Here is a 24,096-nt window from a genome sequence, read left to right on the forward strand (position 1 = left end):
TTGCAGGAGTATCGGCCGCTGCCGAATTTACTTAATGCATCGAGCCAGGCGCATGTCCCAGGAGCCCCTCAAGGCGAGATCCCGTGTTTCTCCCCCTCGAGGAAATGCCCGAAGGCCGCGAGCGGCCGGATCCGGTCGCAGACGATCTTGGTGATCGCCAGCATCGGTACGGCGAGAATCGCGCCGGGCACGCCCCACATCCAGTCCCAGAACAACAGGGAGATGATCACCAGCACCGGATTGAGGGTGAACCGGCGGGCCAGTAGCATGGGCGTGATGGTCTCGCCCTCGATCACATGGATCGCCCCGTAGAGAATCATCGGCATGAAGGCCTTCCACAACGGATCGAGGCTGAGCATGCCCACCCCCAGAAAGGTCACCACGCCGACCAGCGGGCCCAGGATCGGTACGTAGTTGAGCAGGAAGGCCACCGCACCCCACAGCGCCGCATCGGGCAAGCCGAGTGCCCACATGGCCAGGCCGGTGGCAACGCCGACCGCCGCGTTCATCACCGTGATGGTCACCAGATACGACGACACGTCCGATTCGACCTGCTGGGATATATCGATGACCTGACGCTTGTCCTTGAAGCGGGGCATCACCTCGACCAGCCTGCGCAGGAAGGTGTCGCCGGAATTGAGGAGGAAGAACAGGACCAGAAAGGTGGTCAGGAATTCCGAGGTAAAGGTCTGTACGCCGGACAGGATGGCCGACTGGATGTCGGCCGTTCCGGCGGACGCCGGCTGCGCTGGCTGCGCCGGATGACCCTCGTCGCCGGCGCCGACCATGCCCCTGGCATGCGCGAGCATGCCCTTCAGGCTGTCGAGCGGACCACTGATCACCTTGACCCGTTCCTGCAGGCGGGGCAGGCCTTCCGGCAGTCGCTTCGCCCAGTTCGCGGCGGGACCGCTCAGGGCACTGCCCAGCCCGGCGATGATGCCGAACAGCGCAAGGATCATCAGCAACGAGGCGAGCACGCGCGGCACGCGCAGTCGGGCCAGCAGACGCATGACGGGCTGAAGGAGCAGTTTAAGGATGAAAGCGAGGACGACCGGAAGGATCACCTCGCGTGCCACGAAGGACGCCGCCAGCACGGCGAGCAGGAAGAGGCCGCCGAGAAAGACCGTCTTCGGGTCACTCGGCAGCGGCATCTCCGCGTCTTCGGCGGCGCTGTCCAGCGCTTTGGAAACCTCGGGTTCGACGGTCGGTTTCGTCTCGGGCACGCTGCTGTTCATGGGTTCCCCTGGGGCATCGGTCGTTTTCGACGCGGAGTGGAGCACGCACGATGAGCGCCCCGCGTGAAAACGCACTCAGGGTGCGGCGGTGGCGTAACGCCTGCAGTGCTCCAGATAACCGCCTTCGTGCGCCTGGACCAGTTCCACGACACTGCGCCAGAGCCACGAGGGAGCATCGATGTTGGCCGGGCGGTTACGCGCGAGCTCGCCCAGCCAAGCCTTGCGGCGTTCGCGGGTGAGCTGGCGGGCGTGCGCACGGCCGACGACGTTGCCGAGGTAACGCGCGACGTCCATTGCCTCGCCCTCCTCCATCCGCTCGATGTCGACCTTGAGATCCTGCGGTCTGAGCTCACGCACGAAGACCGAGCGTCCCTGCACCTTGCCACCGAGCATCCGCTGGCCGAGGTTGGGTGCGAGATGCAGGGCACCCTCACGCACCCGCGTCGCGTTATCGCGCGGCATGATCGCTTCCGCGCTGCGCGGCGCGGCGGCGCGCAGCGCTTCCTTGACGTCGACCAGGCAGAGTTCGCCCTTGCCTTCGCCGACGCGCACCAGCAACGCGTAACGCAAGCGTCCGAGCGAGCTGCATCCCTTGACCCAGTACTTCGCATCGACCAGTTCGATCGCCGCGTCATCGGCGCGATGCACGATCTGCGTAACCAGCGAACGCATGCCTTCCGTGTGCACGAGCGCGCGCAGTTCTTCCAGTTCCTCCTCCGTCACCGGCCAGAAACGACGTCCTTCGGGGATGCGAGGATGCGCCCCGTCGATGCGCTCGCGCGCAAGATCTTTCCACCGCCGCCTGAGCGCCGTCTTCATCACCAGCTTGATCGACGGCGGCCGGTCGACGAGACGGTACTCCTTGCGGCCGCTGCCCATCGCCCGCTCGTAGCCATCGATCAGCTGTTCCACCATGCGCGCCGTCACCACGCCTGGCAGATCCGAGCCGCGCGCCGCGGTGGCTAGCGATACCGCGAGCCGCACGATGTCGTGGGCGGGGTTGCCGATGACCGACTGGTCGAGATCGCGGATCTGGATATCGATGCCGCCTTGCATATCGGCCACCGGTCCGATGTTGCTGACATGGCAGTCGCCGCAGATCCACAGGTCGGGGCCGCTGGGCAATGTACGTCCGGCTCTCTCCAGCCACTCATAGAACTGCACGGTGTTACCGCGCACGAAGGCGTGCGCCGAGCGCGCCATCTTCAGATTGCGCAGTGATGCGAGACGGGGAGCGCGCTCCTCCGGTGTCTTTGGAACGATCTTCGCCATGCTCGCCTCGTAAGTTCTTGCGCATCGTTTCGATGCGCAACCAACCACGAAGCTTGAACAGCGTCCGGTGAAAACGCCGTTGCAGAAGCGCGCACGTGCGCAAGCTCTTGGAGCGACCGCGCCCTAGTGAAGACCGGGCGCGGCGCTCGCACCCGAAGGCAACGCAGCGACCGCGGGCAAGCGCATCGAAATCGTCGCCGCCGCCACGAGCAACACGACCGCGGATGCCACGAAGACGCCGGTCGCACCCGACGCATCGAAAATCACGCCACCTACCGCGGCACCCAGTGTGATCGCGAGCTGCACGGCAGCGACGATCAGGCCACCGCCGCTCTCGGCCTCATCGGGCACGGTCCGCGTGATCCACGTCGTCCAGGCGACCGGCACGCAGCCGAACGCCATGCCCCACAGCGAGACGAGCACGGCATCGGCGACGGGCGCACGACCGAGCGTGACCAGCACCAGCGCCATCGCACCCATCGCGAGCGGCATCAACAGGAGCATGAGCCGCAGATTGCGCTCCAGAAGGAAGCCGGCCAGCGAGGTGCCGACGAAATTGGCGATACCGAAACCCAGCAACATCGCGGACAGACCGTTGACGCCCACGCCGGTGACCGTTTCGAGGAACGGGCGCAGATAGGTGAAGAACGCGAAGTGCCCGGTGAAGACCAGAATCACCGCGACCATGCCCGTGCGCATCGCGGGACGTTTCATCACCTTGAGCAGCGTACCCATGCGTGCGGCGCCGTTCGACGGCATGCGCGGCAGCGTGAACCACTGCCACACCAGGGCGAACACGCCGATCGCGGTGGCGATCAGAAACACGTTGCGCCAGCCGATCAGATGGCCGAAGTAGCTCCCGAGTGGCGCCGCGGCCACGGTGGCCACGGATACGCCGCTAAAGATGATCGACAACGCACGCGGCACCATCGCTTCGGGCACGAGCCGCATGGCGGTCGCCGCCGACATCGTCCAGAAACCGCCGATGGCGACACCCAGCAGGACGCGACCGAGCAGCATCACGGTCAGGTTGGGCGCATAGGCGACCAGCAGGTTGGAGCCGATCAGCAGGACCGAGAAGGCGAGCAGGACGTGCCGGCGATCGGTGTTGCGGGTAACCACAGAAATCACCAGGCTGGTGAACAGCGCCACCACGGCGGTCGCCGTGACCGTCTGCCCGGCCATGCCTTCGGTCACGCCGAGCGTGAGCGCCATGGGGGTGAGCAGGCTGGCCGGGAGGAACTCGGCGGTGATCAGTCCGAAGACGCCAAGCGTCATGGCGAAGACCGCGCCCCAGGCGGGAGCCGTCGTTTCCGTCACCGCGTCGGCGGTGTCTGCGCAGGTATCCATGTGGTCGGTATCTTGGTCGGAGAAAACATGAGGTTACCCGGCCAGGTCCGGACGGTATATGATGCATCATCCTCAAAATTTGATCTTTCGTCCGGATCATGACCGCTACGCTCTCTATCCACGACACCGATGCCGCCAGTGAACTCCTGCTGGGCATGCGTCTGGTCGGCGTCAGATACCGTCGGATCGAAGTGGCCCGGCCGTTCGGCATCGCCGTGGACGCCGCACCCGGCAAGGCGCAGTTCTACTTCATCGGCCGTGGCCCCGTGTTGCTGCGCACCGAGGACGGCACGATCTATCCGCTGAAGACGGGCGATGCGCTGCTCATGTCGCAGGGGCGTGCTCATGCGTTGCTCTCGTCCGAAGAGGCGACCACCCGGCATATCGCCACCTTCGACGAAACACCCCTCTGCGACACGGTGAAGGACATCCATCCTGACTGCGTGTTCGCGACACGGGCGGACGGCGCGCTGATCTTCAGCGGCTGCATGGACTTCGAGCTCGGCGGGATGCAACCCATGGTGCACGCCATGCCCGAAGTGATGCAGGTCGGCACCCTGCTCGACCGGTATCCGGAATTGCCGCCGATCCTCGCCGCGATGGAACGCGAGTCCGCCGCGAAGCGGAGCGGCTTCGCCGGCATTCTCGCGCGCCTTGCCGATGTCGTCGCGGCGATCATCGTGCGCGGCTGGGTCGAATGCGGCTGCGGCGATGCGGCGGGCTGGCTGCAGGCGCTGCGCGATCCCCGCCTGGGCAAGGCCATCGTCGCCCTGCACCGCGATCCAGGGCGCGCATGGACCGTCGCCGATCTCGCGGCGGAAATGGGAAGTTCGCGCTCGGTGTTCGCGGAGCGTTTCCTCGCGGTGACCGGCATGACCCCGGTTCATTACCTCACCGAGCTGCGGATGCGTCTGGCCGCGCAGTGGATCTCCCATGATCGTCAGCCGATCGAATCCGTGGCCTTCCGTCTAGGTTATGGATCGCTGGCCGCGTTCAGCCGGGCGTTCAAACGCGTGGTCGGTTCCGCGCCCGGGGCACTGCGCGCGGGTCGTGCCTGATCCTTCGCGGCCGTTTCATGGCCTGACCGCGATGCTGGGCCATGGGATACCTCGGCTGGATCATTTTCTTTGGCGTGCTACTGGTCGCCACCTCGGCGAGTGCCGGCTTCATAAGACGCAGCCCGATCACCGCGTTCGCCCTCTATCTCGTGGCTGGGGCGGTAGTCGGCCCCGCTTTGCTGGGACTGGCGGCCGTCGCGTTCGATGGGGACAGCACGGCGTGGCTGCGACCCGCCACCGAGATGGGCATGATCGTCTCGCTGTTCATCACCGGTCTGAAGCTGCGTCTGCCGTTCAACGATCCCGGCTGGCGCATGGCGATACGCCTCGCCCTGCCCGGCATGGCGCTGACCGTCGGTGGGCTTTGCCTCGTTGGTCATTTCGCCTTCGGGTGGCCGTGGCCGCTCGCGCTGGCACTCGCGGCCATTCTGTCGCCGACCGACCCGGTGTTGGCCAGTCTGGTCTCCGTCGACGACGCACGTGACGACGATGCGCTGCGTGTCGGGCTCTCCGGCGAAGCCGGCCTCAACGACGGTACCGCGCTACCCTTCCTCGTCCTCGCACTCGCATGGATGACCGGCGAAATGTCCGGCGATGCCGGCTTCTGGCCGCACTGGTTCAGCGTCGAGCTTGGCTGGGACTGCGTGGGAGGCATCGGCATCGGTTTTCTCATCGGCTGGGGTCTCGGCCACATCGGCACGCGTCTCCGGCACTTCGCACCGGGCGTGGCACCGAGCGATTTTCTCGCGCTCGGCATCATGGCGCTGGCGTATGCGGGTGCCGAAGCACTGCATAGTTCGGGCTTTCTCGCGGCGTTCGCGGCGGGCGTCGGGCTACGCCGGGTAGAGATGGGCGTCACCCACGGCCATCCACCGGTCGGCAAGGAAGACGATGCGGACGAAGCACGGCACGAACACAGCCGCGCGCGGGCGCCCGCCGAGTTGCTCGTCAATCCCAATGAGCGGGCCACGTCCGAAGCGAACCATCCCGCGCAAACCGTCGGCTGGGTCGTGTCCGATGCGCTATCGTTCGGAGAAACCATGGAACGCCTGATCGGTGCCGCCATGGTGTTCCTGGTCGGCGTGGCGGTGCTACCCCGCTTTACCGTCGATGGCGTGTTGCTTGCCGTCGCGCTGTTCTTCGTCGTCCGCCCCGCCGCGGTGTGGCTGGTGACGATACGCTCCGGCGCACCCTGGCAGCGCCGCCTGCTGTTCGGCTGGTTCGGGATTCGCGGCCTGGGCAGCCTCAACTATCTGGCTTACGCGCTCGTGCATGGCCTCGGGGGTGCGCAGGCGCAGACCGCCGCCGCCGCGGTGCTCACGGTGGTGGCGCTCAGCATCGTCGCGCACGGCGCCAGCACCACGCCGTTGATGAACTGGCGCGGGCGCGCGCTCGCGGCACAGGAAGCTGCGGGTCCGGACGTCAAAGACTGACCTTGCCGCCGTAACCGACGAGTTCGAGATAACCACGTCCCCCTTCGGTGCGCACGGCGCCTTCCCAGTACACCGGGCCTCCCGTGCGACGGGTATCGAGTTCCTGATCGTCGAACAGCGGTCGCAGGGTGAAACGACGTTTGCCGGTCGGGGTGGTGACGATGACATCGGTTTCCACCGGATAATCCGCACCGGTGCGCGGCGAGTGCCAGCGGCGTCGCGGTTCGAAGGCGACATCGACCGCGCCGAGTACCGTAAGCGTTCCATCCGCGCCGCGCACGCTGCCGCCCGCCCAGACGGCATGGCCCGCTTCATCGCGCACGCGGAAGACGGTGACCGCGCTGCCGTCATCCATGTTGAGACCGGCCCAGTCCCAGCCGACCGAACGTGGATCGAGCAGGCTCGACGACCATTCGCGATCGAGCCAGGCCTCACCCTGCACGGCTTCGTTCTTCGTTCCCCGCGACAAGCGTCCGCCGACCTTGAGATGCGGGAGACTGAAGTACGCGCTCGCTTCGCCTGTGCCAGGGCCTTTGCGGCTGTAGCCACGGTCGCCCTGCAGCAAAGCGGGCTGGCCTGGCGTCAGTGTCAGGTCGAGCGTGAAATCCTCGCCGCTCACCTTCGTCGCGAAGCTGCCGCCCGGGTCGCGACGCAGCCGCCAGTCACCGAGCGTCACGTCGGTATCCGCGGTCGACGCTTCGGCGAGACCGAAGCCTTCACGTGCGAGACGCTGCGACTCGACGATGTGTCCCGTCGCGGGATCGGACAGCGCTACGTGTCCGACGATCGCCTGACGCGGCGCGAAGCGACTGGGATTCGCGTCGTCGAACGGAAGCCGCGAGCGAAAGAAGGTGATCTGAAAGCCGACGGGACCGTCCTTCGTTCGCAGCCAGCCGGTGACGTACCACCATTCCGTCCTGAAACCCGGGTGGGCGCCGTGGTCCCGCGGGAGCGCCACCGGCGCGTCCGGCGACACGGGCGTATACGTGACCCGATCGCTCGCCGCGACGTCGACCGCGCCGGTGAGGGTCGTGAGCAACATGGCTGCCAGTCCGAGTACGCGCGCGCGCATCACCAGTCCTCCCGCACGGCACGCACCGCGTCCGTCGAAAGCACGCCCCGCCCCACGACAACCGCCGTACCGGCCGTCGCGACCGCAAGACTTCCGATCACACCGATGAGCAAAGGCCAGGGCAGCAAGGTGTCCATCGTCCAGTGGAACGACTGCGGATTAACCACATGAATGAGCACCTGGCTCATGGCCAGACCCAGCGCTACGCCCGCCACGCCGCCCACCAACCCCAGGAGCGTCCCCTCGATCATCAGCATGCGGGCCAGATCGCCGCGCAGCGCTCCGACATGTCGAAGCATGCCGAACTCTCGGATGCGCGACAGTACCTGCGCGCCGATGGTCGCGGCAACGCCGGCCAGGCCGACGCACACGGCGATGCCTTCGAGCAGATACGTGATGAGGAAGCTGCGGTCGAACGCTTGCAGGGCCTTCGCGCGTATGTCGCGCGGGCTGCTGATCGTGGCCGTGCCGCCGCTCGCGCGGACCACGGCGCGCAAGCCCGTCGCCACCTCGTCGACGCTCGTGCCCGGGGACACCATGACGGACACGCCGCTGCGTGTACGGTCGCCTGTCAGTCGCGTGTATGCCGCCTCGTCGATCACGATCGCGCCCTGCTGCCGTGCATAGTCGCGCCAGATGCCGACAACCGTCGCGCGGGGCGATCCCGGCAGGGGCAAGGTGATCGTGTCACCCGGCTGCCAGCGATAAATGCGCGATGCCGGCTCGGAGATCCACACCGGTAACGCTTTCGGGCCCGCCGCGACCTGCGGACCGATGAGGGACAGTCGCCCACCGGGGCCATTCAGCGTCCTGGCCACCAGCGTGACGGCGGGACGCCGCTCGTCGAACTGCAACGGGGTTTCCTTCAGCGTGCCGAGCCAGGCGACGCCGGGTACCGCGCGCAAGCGCGCCTGCATCGTGGCATCGAAGCCGCCGCCGGCGCCACCGTCCGCCAGCAGATACACATCGGCCTGCAGGACGTCGCCCAGCCAGTGTTCGACCGATCCGCGGAAACTGGTGACCATCACCGCCATCGCCACGGTCAAGGCCGTGGAGGCGAGAACACCGGCCAGCGCGACGGACGCCTGCGAGGGAGCGCCCCAGAGCCTGGCGGTGGCGAGACGGAACGCCACCGACCGCGAGGGAACACGGCGCAATGGCGAGACCAGCGCACGGGCCAGCCACGGCATCAGCATGACGCCACCCGCCAGAAGCAACGCCATCGCTACATATCCGAACAGCGCGATGCCGCCCACGGCGGGAAGAAGTGACGCCACCAGCGCGCCGGCCAGCAACACGATGGCGGGCAGTACCCGTGCGCGCACGCGGGGATCCACCGCGTCACCCGCGTTCTTGATCGCGATACCCGGCGAAATGCGCGAGGCGGCGAGCGCCGGCACCATGCTGCCGAGCACCGCCGCGGCGATGCCGAGCAAACCGAAAACGAGCGCGGGCCAGGGCGCGAACACCAGCTGCGGGGCCTGGCCATGGAAGTAGCCGCCGCCCAGATCGCCACCGAGCACCCTGAGCGCGAGCTGGGCCAGACCGAGGCCCAGACCGATGCCCGATGCGGCACCGATGACACCCAGCGCGAGCGCTTCCGCCAGGACCTGCCCGAGTAACGTCTTCCGCGCCATCCCCAGGACGCGCAGTAAGGCGAGCTGCGGGCGGCGGCGGGCGACCGACAAGGACTGCGCCGAGTAGACGAGAAAGCCACCCGTGAGCAACGCGATCAGCGCCAGCATGTCGAGATTCACGCGATATGCGGCGGAGAGACCATCGTTGCGGACGACGTCGCTCGCCGCGTCGGCGAGGATGGCGTCCGCAGGCAGGACCGCGCGTACCGCCTGCTTCGCCTTCGTCACATCGGCACCGGCGGCGAGATGGACGTCCAGACGCTGGAGGCGCCCCAGCGTGCCGAATCGCCACTGCGCCGCGCCGATATCCATGACCGCATGTGCGCCGTCGTTTGCACCGCCGGGAAGACTCCCCGCGATCCGCACCGATACCGTGTGACCGTTGGCGACGAGTGTCACCGTGTCGCCCACCTTGTATCCGGCGGACACCATCGCGTCCGATGAGAGGTAGATCGACTCACCGGTCAGCAGCCGGCCGAAGCCACCCGAGTCGACCGCACCGGCCGACTGGCCGGGCGGCGCGGGTCGCAGAAGGTCGATGCCTTCGAGGGTGACAGGGGTCTTTCCGCCGACGATCCCGGGCAACGACACGACCGGCGACACCGACACGTGCGACAGCTTCGCGACACGCGGATAGAGCATCTCGTCGAAACCGAACGGGCTGGACGAGCGCACGCTGAAGTCGGCCGCGCCACTCACCGCGTGCACGGCCTTGTCGAACTCGCCGAGCGCCGAGGCGTTGATGAGATGCACCGCGAAACCCAGCGCGACACCGAGCGCGATGGCAAGGACGGCGGAGAACGCGCGCCCGGGGTAAGCGCGCCATTCGCTGCTCAGCAGCCAGCGCCCGACCACCGGCAGGAGCATGCGCTCAGCCATACGCGATGAGCCCGCGCTGCGACAGCACCAGCGTGCGATCCGCGGCCGCGGCCGCCACGGCCGAATGCGTCACCAGCAGTACGGCGGTGCCGGCGTCGCGCACGCGATCGACAAACAAGGTCAGCGTGCGTGCCGCGGTTTCCGGATCGAGATTCCCCGTGGGCTCGTCCGCAAGGATCAGCCCCGGCCGGTGGACGAGCGCCCGCGCCACCGCGACACGCTGCAGTTCGCCGCCCGAGAGTTCGCGGGGATACGCGCTCCCTCGCCCGCCCAGGCCAACGGCTTCGAGCATAGCGTCCGCGGCGGTCAGCGACTCACGCGCCTCGCGCCCCTGGAGTGCCAGCGGCAGGGCCACGTTATGAGCGAGATCCAGATGCGGCAACACGTGAAACGCCTGGAAGACGAAACCCACCCGATCGCGACGCAAGGCGGTGCGCCCGTCGTCGTCGAGGCTGGCGATATCCACGCCACCGATCATCACTTTCCCGGCATCCGGCGTATCCAGCCCGGCGATCAGATTGAGCAGCGTCGACTTGCCCGCACCCGACTCGCCGGTTACCGCGACAAACTCCCCGGGGGCAAGCGACAGATCCAGCCCGCCGAACAAGCTACGCCCACCCGGCACCGTCTTGACCAGCCCATCGACCTTCAGCATCCGTGAAACACCCGGGAAAACCCCAGTCTAGCGCGGCCGGGGGTCAACTCAGGGAATGACCCCTCGTTCGCGGAAGTCCGCGAACAGCCGGAACATCATCGCGGCGGTCTCTTCATACACGCCGAACCCCGCACGCCTCGCTTTGGAGGTGTCGCCGAACATGTCCCAGGTCCAGGAGAACACGAAGTCGGCAAAAGGCCACGCGCTCACCTTCGCGAACGCCAGTGGGTGAAGCTGGTGACGCTGGCGCATGGCGTCCCAGACGTGCTCCTTGTCGCCCATGACGTCCACCAGCGGCACCCTCATCGGTGGCGCGTGATCCATGTCGAACCAGGCGGCGATCCGCGGCCACAGATCGCACCAGCGCACGAGGTCGCCGTTGCCGATGTTCCATGCCTGACCACCCGGCGCCTGCGTCGCCGCCCATTCGGCCGCCTTCGCCAGCAAACCCGCATCCGTGAATTCGATGAGCCGGCCATACGCCTCCGGACTTCCCGGAAAACGCAGGGGCAACCCGAGTTCCTTCGACAGCGACGCATACACCGCGATCGCCATGGCCAGGTTCAGGGGGTTGCCGATGGCTGCGCCACCCACGACCGCGGGACGCAACGCGGACCATGTCCACGGCGCGCCCAGGCTCCGCTGCTCGAGCAGGCGCTGTTGCGAGGTCATGAACTCGGGCGGCATGACCGGCGGATCATCTTCGCGTGCCGGCGTCCGGAACGGCCCGAGATGCGCGCCATACACCTTGTACCCCTGCATGATGGACACGTGGCGCAGATCGTGCGCGACCGGCAGCAAACCATCTAGCAAATGAGCCAGCATCGACACGTTGGGGCCGACCAGCCCCGACCAGCTGTCGCTGTCCTGATAGGCCGCATAGAACACATGGGTGACCTGATCAGCCGTCACGAGCGCCTTGCGACTGGCCCCCGCGTCGAGAAGATCGACCGCGATCGCCTTAACGTCGCCATCGCCACGTGCGTGCCGCGAAACGACCATCACGCGCCAGTCGTCGCGGGTGGCCAGATATCGCGTGAGCTCCGTTCCGATGACACCGGTGGCTCCGACGATCAGGGCAGTTTTTTGTGGCATGAGACGTCTCCGCAGGGCGTGAAACGTCATGGTATTGATCACTCCACCGTCTTATTAGCCCATCGATTTCGCTTAGACTTATAAGAACTAGCAATGGACCTCTCATGGATCGCCTTGCCGCCCTACAGGTGTTCGTGCGCGTCGCCGAACTGGGAAGTTTCTCCGCCGCCGCCAGGGCCATGGGCGCCAGCCAGCCTTCCGTCAGCCAGAGCGTGGCTGCGCTCGAGGCCACCCTCGGCGTCCGTCTGATTCAACGGACGACCCGCAGGTTGTCGTTGACCGACGCGGGCATGCGCTACTACGAAAATGCGCTGGACGTACTCAAGGCGCTGGCGCGCACCGAAGCCGCCGTCACGGATGACGGGAAGCGGCTGACCGGCCGGGTTCGCATCCAGGCGCCAAACGGCATAGGGCAGCGATTCATCGTCCCCGCGTTGATGGCGTTTCAGGCCGAACATCCCGACGTCCGCCTGGATCTCGCCCTGGACGACCGCGTCGCCGATATCGTCGCGGAGGGCGTGGACGTCGCCGTTCGCCTCGGGTCGCTCGCTCCGGACGGGCTGGTCGCACGACGCGTCGGCGCACTCGAACGTGCGCTCGTTGCCTCTCCGGAGTATCTCGCCGCCAACGGCGCACCGCTTACACCCTCCGACCTGACACGACATCGCTACGTGTGTTTCAGCGGGAGCGCGGATCACGACCTCGCGCTCGTTGGCACAGGCGGAACGATAGCCGTTCCTCTATCGCCGACGTTCGTCGCGAACAACAGCTTCGTGCTGATCGCAGCGTTGCTCGCGGGACGCGGCATCGGCGGCGTGCAGACGGCGCTCGTGCGCAACGAGCTGGAGAGCGGCGCGCTCGTCCGTGTGCTCGACGAGTTCGGCTACCCTCCCCTCGACGTCCACGTCGTCGTGCCGACCCGCCGGTACGTCACGCGAACGGTAAAGGCTTTGATCACGTGCGTGGAGACGGCAATGGCCGGTCATGCCTCGCTGCGAGCGTCCCTCCGACGGTAGCAAGATCGCGCTGAAGCAGGACGCCCGGGCTCCCAGATCAATTCATAGCATGCTAAGCTTTTCGGATGGGACCTCCCGCCAGACTGCAAATGCAATTCACCACGCTGCTGCCCTCGACCAGCCGGCGCTGGCTGCGGCTGCTTTTTGCGCGGATTCCCGATTTCGACATTACCCCGGCAGGTGTCGTCCCGCTGATCCTGGTCGGACGCGCCGGCGGTGGCATCGCCCAGATCGCGCTGGCCGAACAGCTCGGCGTCGTCGAGCCCTCGCTCGTTCGCACCCTGGCGCGGCTGGATGAACAAGGCCTGCTGAGGCGCGAGCCTGACCCGAACGACCGCCGTGTACGGACCCTCTGGCTGACCGACGCCGGTCAGGCCATGGTGGAGGGACTGGAAAAAAGGCTCGTCGAGATCCGCGCCGAACTCTTCGAGGGCATCTCGACCGACGACCTCAAGGCAGCGCTGCGCGTGCACGAAGCCCTGGTCGACCGCCTCGCCCTGCTCGCGCCCATCCGCCCGGGCAGCTGAGGACCGAAACCCATGGCTGCGCCCACGCGCTTCGAGTGGCTCTACTCGGGCAAAGCGTTCTTCGCCGGCATGCTGGCCTTCTATCTGGCGCTGTTCCTGCAGCTGCCGAATCCCTACTGGTCGTTCGCGACGGTCTATATCGTGTCGCATCCGCTCTCGGGCGCGACGCGCTCGAAGGGCGTGTACCGCGCGATCGGAACGGCGATCGGCGCCGCCGTCGCGCTGCTCCTCGTGTCCGCGCTCGCCGAGTCACCCATGCTGCTGGTGTTCGCACTCGGCACGTGGATGGGCGTGTCCCTTTACCTCTCGCTGGGTAACAACACGCCCAGTGCCTACGCCTTCCTGCTCGCCTCGTACACCGCACCGCTGATCGCGATACCCGCCATTCTCGCCCCCGGTTCGATCTTCGATATCGCCGTCGCACGCACGGAGGAGATCCTGCTCGGTATCGTCTGTGCCAGCGTGGTCAGTACGGTGCTCTTTCCCAGCCGGGTATCGCCGCTGTTTCATGCACGCGTCGCTTCGCTGCTGAAGGACGCGGGGGACTGGACCGGGCAACGCCTGCGGCACCTGGACCGGTCGGCACCGCCTCCGCTGCGTCTCCGCCTGCTCAACGACGTGCTCGCTCTCGACGCGCTGATTACGCATCTGTCCTATGACAGCACGCGCGACGGCCAGGCCGAGGAGGCACGCCAGATCCGCATGCGCATGACACTGCTGCTGCCGCAGGTGGCGTCTCTGAGCGACGCGCTCGTCGCGCTCGACGGACGCGCCGACACGCGCGATGGTGGCCTGCAGGACGTGCTGGACGCGACCATCGCCTGGATGCACGAGGGGACGACCGCGTCGATAACGACCGGCGACGTCCTGCGCACACGATGCGGCGCATTGCGACTGACGACGGCTATGACGACGCCCGGCGCGCACGCGCTGCATCGTCACGCGACCGAACGCCTCACGGACGTCATCGACCTCTGGCGGGACGTCCTACTGCTGCATACCGCGTTCACCGAGCATCGCCCACAGCCCACGCCGCTCATCTATCGCGCGCACACGCTGGACCACCGCGCTCGTCATGACGACCTCCGTGCCCGCCTGCTTGCCGCCGCATCGCCGGCGATGGCGGTGATCGCCACCGGATGGCTGTGGCTGCTCACGGACTGGCCGGGCGGCGCCGGCGGGGTCGTGCTCGTGGCCATCGCCACCGCCTTCTTCGCCGCGTCGGACGATCCGGCGCCGCAGGTGCGCCGCTTCCTGGTCTGGCAGGCGATCAGCGTCGTCACGGCCGGCACGTATCTCTTTCTCGTGCTGCCGCGGATCACCACCTTCATGGGCGTGGTCGCGGCCATGGCACCCTTCTTCCTCGTGCTTGGGGCGTTCACCGGTCGTCCGTCCATGACCACGGGTATCGTGCTGGTCACGTCGCAGACCGTCAGCGCCATCGCCCTGCAGAACAATGCGGCGGTCGGCTTCGAGGATTTCGCCAATTCCGCGACAGGGATGATGCTGGGACTGGGCTTCGCGCTGGCCTGGACCCTGGTCACGCGACCGCTCGGCGGCGACAGCGCGGCGCACCGCCTCGGTCTGGCCAATGCGCGCGACCTTGCCCTGCTCGCCCAGCCAGCGTCCGCCCCGAAGCAGGTCGCGCGAGCCACTCGTGTCCTCGATCGCACGATGCAATGGCTGCCGCGCATCGCGCTGGCGACGGGTGAATCGCTGGTCCGGATGGATGCGGTGCGCGATATGCGCCTCTGCCTGGCGCTACTGGATCTGCAACGCATCGCACGCGGCGCCGCGACCGACATCGACGACGTACTCGCGCGCAGCAGGGCCTGGCTGCTCGACTGCGTCGCGCGGCGTACGCGCATCGACCCTCCCGATGCACTGCTCACGCTTATCGACGCCGCCGCCATGCATCGCGGCGATGGAGACGGCCAGCTCGCCACGCTGCTGATCGCCTACCGCCTCGCGCTCTCCGAACCTGTCTCTCCCTTACGCATCTCACCGGCACTTCCGTGAACACCAGCCTCTCCGGCGATCTCAATCTCTACGGGGTCTTCGTCCCCACGTTCCTCGTCCTCATGACTGCGGCATACCTCCTCAAGGGCGCGATCCGCGGCGTTCTTGCGCGCTCGGGATTCTACGCGCGCATCTGGCATCCAGGACTCTTCAACGTCGCCCTTTACATCGTCGTCCTCGGCTCGATGCTCGCGCTGATGCCCGGGGCGGCGTCATGAGCGGCCGCCTCGCGCATGCCCGCTCGATCTGGCCCACGCTGGCCATGGCGGCGCTGGCGGCCGTGGTCGGCTGGCACGTCTACACCTCGTACCGCAGCGCGTCGTGGACCCGCGACGCGCACATCCGTGCGGACACGCTGCCTGTCTCGCCGGACGTTTCAGGACTCGTCGAAAAGGTCTATGCCTCCGACAACCAGTTCGTAAAAAGGGGCGATCCTCTCTTCCTCGTCGACCGCGCACGCTTCGAACTGGCCTTTCGCCGGGCCGCCGCGGCCGTGGAAGAAGACCGGGCGGCGCTGGCGCAACTCCATCGCGATGCCAGTCGAAACGATGCGCTGAAGGATCTCGTCGCCGCCGAGAGCGTCGAACAGGTTCACGCGAAGGTCGCCGAAGCGGAGGCGCATCTGCACGCCGCGGAGGTCGCCGCCGATACGGCGCGTCTCGATCTGGACCGTACCGTCGTCCGCGCACCCGCGGACGGTTATCTCAATGACCGCGTCGTCCGCGCCGGTGATTACGTCACGGCCGGTCATGCACCGTTCTCCATGGTCGATGCCGCGTCGTTCCACGTCGACGGCTACTTCGAGGAAACACGACTGCGTGGCGTGGAGCCCGGTCAAGCGGTCAGTATCGAGGTCATGGGCGAGCCTCGCGTACTGCACGGCCGCGTCGTCAGCCTGGCGGCCGGCATCGCCGACCGCGAGCGAAGCGCCGACGGCACGATGCTTCCGAACATCAATCCCACCTTCAACTGGGTCCGTCTCGCGCAACGTATCCCCGTCCGCATATCGATCGATGGGCGACCGGACGATCTGCGGCTGATCGCCGGCCGCACGGTCACGGTGACCGTCGACACGCGACACACGCCCCCGGCGACGGCGGCACATTCGTGATGCGCCGGCACGCGGCACTCGTAACGATCGGCCTGCTGCTTTCGGGCTGCGCGGCGGTAGGCCCCGATTACCGCTTGCCGGACCGCGCGGTGGTGAAGCGTCCCGAGGCTCAGGCCGCCTTCGTGGACGTGGACACCGCAACCGTGGACACGTCGCATGCCGCCGCCGACGCGTGGTGGAAGCTCTACGACGACCCGACGCTGGATGCGCTGGAAACGCAGGCCTTCAAGGCGAACGCGGCGCTTCGCGAAGCCGAGGCACACCTCCGTCAGGCGTACGCCATGCTGGATGCGGCGCGTGCGGAGGGCGGCCTGACCGGCGGCGCATCCGCCTCGGCGTCGCGGAACCAGCTGTCCGCCGAGTCATACCTGCAATCGGACAAGCTGCCCGTTTTCACGCTGTCGTCGGTGGCGGCATCCGCCTCGTACGAGTTCGATCTCTTCGGCAAGCTCAGGCGGGCCACGGAGGCGTCGGCCGCCGATGCCGAAGCCACGCGCGCAGCACGGGATCTCGTGCGCACGACGGTCGCCGCCGAGGTGGCGCGCAGCTATCTCGGGCAGTGCGAAGCGACTCACGATCTGTCGGTCGCGCAGGAGACGCTGCGCATCCAGGAGCAGGTCCTGTCGACTACCACGCGCATGATGGCGGCAGGCAGGGGCACGCGCATCGACGTGACGCGTGCCACGACACAACGTGACCTCGCACGCGCCGAGCTCCCGCCGATCGAGAAACGGCGCGACGCTTCGCGCTACGCGCTCGCCGCCCTGACAGGTGAAACCCCCGGACGTCTGCCCTCCACCGTCGAGGCATGTGACGAGGCACCGCACCTGTCGACGCCGATACCGGTCGGCGACGGCGCGACGTTGCTCCGTCGCCGACCGGATGTCCGACAGGCCGAACGTCATCTGGCCGCGGCGACGGCACGTATCGGCGTCGCGACCGCCGAGCTTTATCCGGACATCACGCTGGGCGCCGGCCTCGGCAGCAACGGCACGCTGGCGGATGTCGGTCAGGCACCCGCACGCTACTGGTCGCTGGGACCGCTGATTTCCTGGACGGTACCGACCAGATCGTCTCACGCGCGCGTTCGCGCCAGCGAGGCAGGTGGGGATGCCGAGCTTGCCGCCTTCGATCAGACGGTACTCACGGCCCTCAAGGAAGCGCAGACCGCGCTGAGCGACTATGCGCGGGCGCTGGATCGACAGGCGCTGCTCAAGCAGGCGCTGAACGATGCCACGCAGGCCTCCTCCGATGCGCAGACCCTGTTCCGTGCGGGACGCTCGCCCTATCTGAGCAGCCTCGACGCGGAACGCACCCGGGTCTCCACCGAACACGCGCTGGCCGAAGCGGACCGTGAGGTCACCGAGGCTCAGGTGAACCTGTTCTTCGCCCTCGGCGGCGGCTGGCAAACGCAGGGCCCTTGAGACCGGCACCGCACCGCACCGCCGGTTCACACCGCGCCGTGCATGCTCCCGGTGTCGAGCCAGCGCTGGTGCCATGACAACGCCTCGGGCAACAGATGCGGCGTGTGCTTGCCGTAGCTGTCACGGGAGGCGCGGTCGAAGTAATCCTCGAGCTGCGCACGATAGTCCGGATGCACGCAACGATCGATCAGCTGTCGCGCGCGGTGCCGGGGAGGAAGTCCGCGCAGATCGGCCAGACCGTGCTCGGTCACGATGATCGAAACGTCGTGCTCGGTGTGATCGACGTGGCTGACCATCGGCACGATCGACGAAATACTTCCGTTCTTCGCCGTGCTCGGACTGAGGAAGATCGACAGGAAACCGTTGCGGGCGAAGTCGCCCGATCCGCCGATGCCGTTCATGATGCGGCTGCCCATGACGTGCGTGGAGTTGACGTTGCCGTAGAGGTCGGCTTCGATCATCCCGTTCATGCCGATGCAGCCGAGTCGGCGCACCAGCTCGGGATGATTGGAGATCTCCTGCGTGCGCATGATGATGCGCTCGCGGTAGAAATCGATGTTGCGCTTGAACTCTTCGTTGGCCTGAGGACTCAGCGCGAAACCGGTGCACGACGCCACCTTGAGCACGCCGCTGCGCAGCAGGTCGAGCATGCCATCCTGGATCACTTCGGTGAAGGCGGTGAGGTCGCGGAATCCGCTGCTGGCGAGCCCGGCCAGTACCGCATTCGGGATATTGCCCACACCCGACTGCAGCGGCAGCAGGTTGGCGGGAAGCCTGCCCTTCGCCACTTCGTGCTGGAGAAATTCGATGAGATGCCCGGCGATCCGCTGGCTGCACTCGTCGGCAGCGGCAAACGGACTGTTCCGGTCGGGGCCGTTGGTCCGCACGATGGCGACGATCTTGTCGGGGTCGCAGTGCAGCGACGGCACACCGATGCGATCGTCGGCGTGCACCAGCGGAATCGGCTTGCGGTTGGGCGGCAAGGCCGTGCCGTAATAGACATCGTGCATACCGTCGATGCCTTCCGGTTGCCACTCGTTGACCTCGATGATCACCTTGCGGGCGAGGTCGAGCCAGGTCTTGTTATTGCCGACCGATGTCGAGGGGATCAGGCTGCCGTCCTCACGAATGCCGGCCACCTCCACCACAGCGGTATCGATCTCGCCGTAGAAGCCGAACCATACGTGCTGGGCCACGTGACTGAGATGGATGTCGATGTAATCGAGCGTGCCCGCGTTGATTCGCTGACGGGCGTCGGGATCGGTCTGGAAAGGCATGCGCAGCGCGATGCCGTCCGCCTTGGCCAACGCGCCGTCGAGCTCCGGCGCCGTGGATGCACCCGTCATCAGCTTGATGCGGAACGATTCGCCCCGGCCATGTGCCGCGTCGATCCGCTTCGCCAGCTCCATCGGCACCGACTTCGGGTATCCCGAGCCGGTGAAACCACTCATCGCTACCGTTTCGCCCGGCTGGATCAGCGCGGCCGCGGCTTCGGCGGAAACGACACGATCGCGCAGAAGAGGATGACGAATTCGCTCGGCGGACATGAGGGCGGCTTGGTTGTGGGGACCGCCCATTATACGTGCCGCGCAACGCGCAACGAGCAGCTCTGGCGCCTCGCGCGTTACGGCTGCGACGTCAGCAGCACACCCTCATCCGTCAGCGACCGGACCAGCTGGATCGACGCACTGCACACCGACGCCGTTCCGCACGAAGCGTTCGACACCAGGGCGATCTCGAGTGCCTCGGCATGCATGGTGACGCCAGGCATACCGCTCAGGCGGCCGGCACGCTGCAGGCGGTGAGCACGGAAGGCGGCTTCGAGCGTGTCGTCACGGTGCATGGCCGCGAACAAGGCGGAAGCCTCGGCGCCGGCGTCATGGTTACCCCACCAGGAGGCTTCGGTAATCCAGGGTGCCGAACGGCTCGCCAGCGACGCGCCACCCGGCAGAGCGAAGACTTCACCCAGACGACGATTCAGCGTTACGCGCCAGACCAGACGTTCCGCAAGCTCACGCAGCACCACCATGTCCCACTCCCGATTCAGACGCCGGCAAGAGGGCCGGTACCGTGAAGAAGCAAGAGCCGTGCCGGTATTGCACGACCGTAAAATCAAGGAGTTGAATGTGAAGACGCGGCAGGCTTGGTCAACAAATAGCCAAGTTCGTCACATTTTAACCAGCAGGGGTATGCGCCCGTCGGCCGCGACCCGCAAGCACCCGGCCGGGCGGATCGGCGAGAGTCAGACTGAGACGGTGTTCGCCGCTTCCGGCGCCATGAGCGCGCGATTGCGCCCGGACTGTTTCGCGCGATACAGGGCGTGGTCGGCCTGCCGCATGAGCGCAATGACGTCCGTTGCGTGGTCCGGATAAAGCGCGGCACCGACGCTGAACGTCACGTCCAGTGGCTCGCCGTGCCAGCTGAAGCGTCCCTGCGCGGCGGCGACGATCTTCTCCGCCAGGTTCATCGCCCCCTCGCCGTCACTGACCTCAGGCATGAGCACGACAAACTCGTCGCCGCCGATCCGGCATACGGTATCGGTAAGGCGCACGGTACTTTCCAGGCATGCAGCCACCTGCCGGAGGAGTTCGTCCCCCGCGCCGTGACCATGCGTGTCATTGACCTGCTTGAAGCCGTCCAGGTCGATATACAGCAAGCCGACACGCGCACGATGACGAATGGCCGCATGCAGGGCCTGGCGGGCCCGGTCCTCGAACAGCAGCCGGTTGGGAAGATCCGTCAGAACGTCGTATTCCGCGAGGTGACGCATGCGTTCGGCGATAGCCTGCGCGATGCTCACATCGCGCAAGACGAGAACGCCGCCGATGACCGTGCCCTGACGATTGCGGATGGGCGCGGCGACGTCTTCGATATCGAGTCGCGTGCCATCCGACAGGACGAGGCGCCTCGGCTTGATCACATCGATCGTACGGTTTTCCGCGATCGCCCGGAGCAGCGACGTCGGACTGGCCTCGCCATCCTCGTCGACCAGCTGCAGCAGTTCATCCACTGGCATGCCGACGCCGAGTTGCGCTTCGGTTTCGAGCAAGACGGCGGCGCGCGGATTCAGAAAGGTGATCACGCCTTCCGCATCGGTCGCGATCACCGCGTCGCCGATCGATTCGAGAGTGACCTGGGCGGCCTCCTTGGCGGCAAAAAGATTTTCTTCCAGCGCCTTGCGCTCCGACAGGTCACGGCAGACACCGACAAAACCCGTGGTACGGTTTTCGACAAGCACCGGCGCCAGATGCGATTCGACCCAGACCGGCGAGCCATCCTTACGGACCAGCCGGAACATCTCCTCGAGACTTTCGTTGGTGCGTAGCAGCCGGTGCCATGCACTGCTCAGGGCATCACTATCTTCGGGATGCACACTGGCCAGCCAGTCCGCCACGCTGCCACCCTCGGTCACCAGTTCACCCATCCGGATGGCTTCGGCGTTGAAGTACGTCGGCAAGCCTTTCTCGTCGAGGTGAAACAGGCCCAGTGGCGACGCATCGATGAACGCCTCCAGTTCGGCCTTGCTCAATGCCGTGTCGCGATAGGCCGCGGAGAGTTCGCCGATCAGGTCGTGCGCGGCCCGACGCAACCTGGCAAGGATCGCCACCGCCCAGAAAACCAGACCACCCAGAGTGATACCGAGCACGAGGAGGATGCCGCTCTGACGCGATCGCCGTTCCGCCAGCAACAGCTCTTCAGCCCGTTCCATCCGGTCGATCGAATCCATGAGGCGGGCATTGACGACCTGATAAGCCGGCTCCGTCATCGCCCGGGCGCGACTTTCGATCGCCGCGGAAAAGTCGGCCGTCGACATCAGCCTGGTCGAGCTGCGCACACGCTCTTCAAAGGCACCGGCAAGCTGATCGAGCAGCGGCTTCTGCGCCTGGTTCGAACCCACGAGGGCGCGCAGGGACGCCAGTCGCGCACGGGCGGAGCGGATGGAGGCGGCGACATCGTCACGCGACGCGCGATCGCCGCGGACGATAAAAATGCCCACCCGGAGCCGCAGCGCCTGCACGTCTTCGCGCACCAGCGAGGTTTCATGCAGCACGTCGTAACTGTGAGCCACTCTGCCCTGCGCGATCAGCAAGGCGCCTGTCGTCGCCACCCCGCAGACGATGAGCAGTCCGATCAGCGCGGCGCCCATCCGAAGCGCACGGTCGACAAGACGGCTCAGGCGCTGCGGGCGCGGTTCGGGTATCGCTGGACGGGGATGCGTTGGGGCCATGCCAGCGTGAAGCAAATTCGGTGCCACGCCCGGCGGCGATAAATTGGCGGTCAGGCGCACGACCGCAGGGGCTCACGCCAGGAATGGATATCCGCTGCGCTTGCCGACGATAACGGTCATCGCGGCTGAAGCGCCGTCCGCGTCCAGCGGTCGACGTCCTCCGGGACGGGCGTCGCGTTCGCGAAGACGATACGAAACATCACCGGGGCGATGACCCCGTCGATGATGTCGATAGTGGGGACGGGATGTTCGCCACGATCGAGCGCTCGCTCGCGGATCACGTCGATCTGCTGCGTGCAGAAGGTCAGGCACTTCCCTGCCATCGCGTGATCCTGTGTACCGAGCAGGTCGCGGAGCATCGCTCGTCCCGGCACCGACGTCATCTCGTCGACGTACTGCTCCAGCCACGCACGAAGGTCCGCCTCGAACGATCCCTCGTCGGCCGGCGGTGTTTCGGGCCACAGCTGTTCGACCGCCACGTCGGCAAGAAGCCGTCCGAGGTCGCCCCAGCGGCGGTAGATCGTCGACGCGGTCACCCCGGCGCGCGATGCGATCGCGGGAACCGTGAGACCTTCGCGGCCCGCATCGTCCTGCAGCTCGCGCACCGCCGCATGGACGGCGGCCTGGATGCGCGCGCTGCGGCCGCCCGGACGAGGACCAGGGCGGGACGCAGGGTCGGGCATGTCTGAAACGTCGGTCATAGGTCTTACAAGCTGTCAGTACTAACGCAATTTATTTGCTTTAGTGAGAAAGGAGGGGTAGCTTACTAATGCATATTCTTAGCTTTAGTGGAAAGTATCGCATGTCCTCGCCCCGTACGACACCCAGCACGACCGGTGCGCTGCTGACCCATGGCCTGACGCTGCTCGTGTTTTTCGCGGCGTCCTCGGCGCCCACGCCGCTGTATCGCGTCTACCAGCAGACCTGGCACTTCTCCGCGACCTGGCTCACCGCCGTGTTCGCCATGTACGCGATCGCCTTGCTGGCGGCGCTGTTGACCGGGGCCCGGCTGTCCGATCATCTGGGGCGGCGCCCGGTCATTGGCATGGCGATCGCACTGGAATTGCTATCCATGCTGCTCTTCATCATCGCCGGTTCGGCGCCCGCCCTGCTGCTCGCGCGGGCGGTCCAGGGCGCGGCGACCGGCCTCGCCGCCAGCACGCTCGGCGCGGCCCTGATGGACACGGATCCCAGACGCGGCCCGGATCTCAACAGCATCGCTCCCCTGGTCGGCCTCGCCGCGGGCGCGCTGGGCAGCACCGCCCTCGCCCAGCTGGCCCCCGCGCCCCTGTCGTTGGTCTATGCCGTGATGGGTTTGCTCCTGATCCTCTGCGCGGTACTCACGTGGCGCACCCCCGAAACGGTCGTGCGGCGGCCAGGCGTTCTTGCCAGCCTGCGCCCCAGAGTCAGCGTGCCGCCCAGCGCACGGGCGGCCCTGCTGGCGGTATCGCCCCTGAACATCGCGCTGTGGATGCTTGGCGCGTTCTACCTCTCACTCATGCCAACGCTGATCGCGCAGGCATCGCATTCTTCCTCGCTGTGGCTCGGCGGCGCGAGCGTGGCCTTGCTGACGCTGACCGGTGCGGCCGCCGTATGGCTGGCGATGAAGCGGCACGCACTGCATGCCCTGCTTGCCGGTGCCACGTTGCTTGCCGCCGGCACGGCGTGCATCCGCTGGGCGGCGGTACACGGAAGCACGACCGGTCTGCTCACGGGCTCGGTGCTGGCGGGCGCGGGATTCGGCAGCGCCTTCCTGGGCTCGTTGCGCACCGTACTCCCCCTCGCCGCGCCGCATGAGCGCAGCCATCTCATGGGCGTGTTCTATATCGAGAGCTACCTGTCATTCAGCGCACCCGCCATCGCTCTGGGTTTCGTCGTGCAGCACGAAGGACTGATTGCCGCGGTCAACCTGTACAGCGCGACCATCCTCGTACTCACGACCGCCGCCATCGGCTGGATCGTGCTGCAACGCCGCCACGTTCGCGCACCCAGCCCCGGCTGAAGCTCCGACGTTTGCGGCTAGTTGACATTCGAAACGCACTGCACCAGCATGGGTTCACCATTCGGACTTCTAAACGCCCAGAC

20 protein-coding genes are annotated in these 24,096 nt (G+C 66.8%); 9 read left to right on the forward strand and 11 right to left on the reverse strand.

All coding sequences use genetic code 11. The features are described 5' to 3' along the window. Positions 1-68 precede the first annotated feature (68 nt). The 3 genes from FA85_RS00945 to FA85_RS00955 all read right to left on the reverse strand — a co-directional run bounded on the left by FA85_RS00945 (position 69) and on the right by FA85_RS00955 (position 3,857). A complete protein-coding gene (locus FA85_RS00945; RefSeq protein WP_081907463.1) occupies positions 69-1,235 on the reverse strand; it encodes an AI-2E family transporter in 1,167 nt (388 codons plus the stop codon). Positions 1,236-1,310: 75 nt separating this feature from the next. Then, the gene (locus tag FA85_RS00950) at positions 1,311-2,507 is read right to left on the reverse strand and encodes a DUF2252 family protein (protein ID WP_036112882.1); all 1,197 of its coding nucleotides are present in this window, start codon (positions 2,505-2,507) and stop codon (positions 1,311-1,313) included. A gap of 123 nt (positions 2,508-2,630) precedes the next feature. Beyond that, complete coding sequence (locus FA85_RS00955; RefSeq protein WP_036112880.1) at positions 2,631-3,857, reverse strand: MFS transporter; 1,227 nt, start codon at positions 3,855-3,857, stop codon at positions 2,631-2,633. Between the two features lie 98 nt (positions 3,858-3,955). On the opposite strand from FA85_RS00955, the gene FA85_RS00960 reads away from it, so the two are divergent. Together FA85_RS00960 and FA85_RS00965 are read left to right on the forward strand one after the other, a co-directional pair. Then, positions 3,956-4,915 (forward strand): AraC family transcriptional regulator, encoded by a 960-nt coding sequence (locus FA85_RS00960; RefSeq protein ID WP_036112878.1) that lies wholly within the window; start codon positions 3,956-3,958, stop codon positions 4,913-4,915. 41 nt (positions 4,916-4,956) lie between these two features. Further along, the gene (locus FA85_RS00965) at positions 4,957-6,348 is read left to right on the forward strand and encodes a cation:proton antiporter domain-containing protein (RefSeq protein WP_036112875.1); all 1,392 of its coding nucleotides are present in this window, start codon (positions 4,957-4,959) and stop codon (positions 6,346-6,348) included. On the opposite strand, the gene FA85_RS00970 is transcribed toward FA85_RS00965, so the two are convergent. From FA85_RS00970 to FA85_RS00985, 4 genes are read right to left on the reverse strand one after another with little or no spacing between them, the layout of a single operon-like run. Continuing rightward, entirely contained in the window at positions 6,338-7,420 is a 1,083-nt protein-coding gene (locus FA85_RS00970; protein ID WP_051943613.1) for a lipocalin-like domain-containing protein, read from the reverse strand. The genes FA85_RS00965 and FA85_RS00970 overlap by 11 nt on opposite strands. Further along, positions 7,420-9,936, reverse strand: coding sequence for an FtsX-like permease family protein (locus FA85_RS00975; RefSeq protein ID WP_081907462.1), 2,517 nt, complete (start codon positions 9,934-9,936; stop codon positions 7,420-7,422). The genes FA85_RS00970 and FA85_RS00975 overlap by 1 nt, the downstream gene beginning before the upstream one ends. Further along, complete coding sequence (locus FA85_RS00980) at positions 9,929-10,591, reverse strand: ABC transporter ATP-binding protein (RefSeq protein ID WP_036112868.1); 663 nt, start codon at positions 10,589-10,591, stop codon at positions 9,929-9,931. The genes FA85_RS00975 and FA85_RS00980 overlap by 8 nt, the downstream gene beginning before the upstream one ends. 48 nt (positions 10,592-10,639) lie before the next feature. After that, a complete protein-coding gene (locus tag FA85_RS00985; protein ID WP_036112866.1) occupies positions 10,640-11,686 on the reverse strand; it encodes an SDR family oxidoreductase in 1,047 nt (348 codons plus the stop codon). 104 nt (positions 11,687-11,790) lie between these two features. Here FA85_RS00985 and FA85_RS00990 point away from each other — a divergent pair, with 104 nt between their 5' ends. The 6 genes from FA85_RS00990 to FA85_RS01015 all read left to right on the forward strand — a co-directional run bounded on the left by FA85_RS00990 (position 11,791) and on the right by FA85_RS01015 (position 17,783). Further along, positions 11,791-12,702, forward strand: a complete 912-nt coding sequence (locus tag FA85_RS00990) for a LysR family transcriptional regulator (protein ID WP_036112863.1) — start codon at positions 11,791-11,793, stop codon at positions 12,700-12,702. A gap of 89 nt (positions 12,703-12,791) precedes the next feature. Beyond that, a complete protein-coding gene (locus FA85_RS00995; protein WP_051943611.1) occupies positions 12,792-13,229 on the forward strand; it encodes a MarR family winged helix-turn-helix transcriptional regulator in 438 nt (145 codons plus the stop codon). Between the two features lie 12 nt (positions 13,230-13,241). Continuing rightward, positions 13,242-15,248, forward strand: coding sequence for an FUSC family protein (locus tag FA85_RS01000; protein WP_051943609.1), 2,007 nt, complete (start codon positions 13,242-13,244; stop codon positions 15,246-15,248). Beyond that, positions 15,245-15,466, forward strand: coding sequence for a DUF1656 domain-containing protein (locus FA85_RS01005; protein WP_036112861.1), 222 nt, complete (start codon positions 15,245-15,247; stop codon positions 15,464-15,466). The genes FA85_RS01000 and FA85_RS01005 overlap by 4 nt, the downstream gene beginning before the upstream one ends. Then, positions 15,463-16,359 carry an efflux RND transporter periplasmic adaptor subunit gene (locus tag FA85_RS01010; protein WP_036112859.1) on the forward strand — a complete coding sequence of 299 codons (897 nt, stop codon included), beginning with the start codon at positions 15,463-15,465 and terminating at the stop codon, positions 16,357-16,359. The genes FA85_RS01005 and FA85_RS01010 overlap by 4 nt, the downstream gene beginning before the upstream one ends. Beyond that, entirely contained in the window at positions 16,359-17,783 is a 1,425-nt protein-coding gene (locus tag FA85_RS01015; RefSeq protein WP_036112856.1) for an efflux transporter outer membrane subunit, read from the forward strand. Before FA85_RS01010 ends, FA85_RS01015 begins: the two co-directional genes overlap by 1 nt. A 26-nt stretch (positions 17,784-17,809) precedes the next feature. On the opposite strand, the gene scpC is transcribed toward FA85_RS01015, so the two are convergent. The 4 genes from scpC to FA85_RS01035 all read right to left on the reverse strand — a co-directional run bounded on the left by scpC (position 17,810) and on the right by FA85_RS01035 (position 22,712). After that, entirely contained in the window at positions 17,810-19,330 is a 1,521-nt protein-coding gene (gene scpC, locus FA85_RS01020; RefSeq protein WP_036117515.1) for a succinyl-CoA:acetate CoA-transferase ScpC, read from the reverse strand. A gap of 77 nt (positions 19,331-19,407) precedes the next feature. Next, positions 19,408-19,812 carry a hypothetical protein gene (locus FA85_RS01025; RefSeq protein ID WP_036112853.1) on the reverse strand — a complete coding sequence of 135 codons (405 nt, stop codon included), beginning with the start codon at positions 19,810-19,812 and terminating at the stop codon, positions 19,408-19,410. Between the two features lie 213 nt (positions 19,813-20,025). Then, on the reverse strand, positions 20,026-21,930 hold the full coding sequence (locus FA85_RS20675; protein WP_051943607.1) for a diguanylate cyclase domain-containing protein: 1,905 nt from the start codon (positions 21,928-21,930) through the stop codon (positions 20,026-20,028). Positions 21,931-22,127: 197 nt separating this feature from the next. Beyond that, the gene (locus FA85_RS01035; protein ID WP_239709046.1) at positions 22,128-22,712 is read right to left on the reverse strand and encodes a TetR/AcrR family transcriptional regulator; all 585 of its coding nucleotides are present in this window, start codon (positions 22,710-22,712) and stop codon (positions 22,128-22,130) included. Positions 22,713-22,813: 101 nt separating this feature from the next. Between FA85_RS01035 and FA85_RS01040 the strand changes: the two genes are divergently transcribed. After that, entirely contained in the window at positions 22,814-24,013 is a 1,200-nt protein-coding gene (locus FA85_RS01040) for an MFS transporter (protein WP_036112848.1), read from the forward strand. The last annotated feature ends 83 nt before the right edge of the window (positions 24,014-24,096 follow it).

Origin of the sequence: Luteibacter mycovicinus, assembly GCF_000745235.1 — a bacterium.
Taxonomy (GTDB): domain Bacteria; phylum Pseudomonadota; class Gammaproteobacteria; order Xanthomonadales; family Rhodanobacteraceae; genus Luteibacter; species Luteibacter mycovicinus.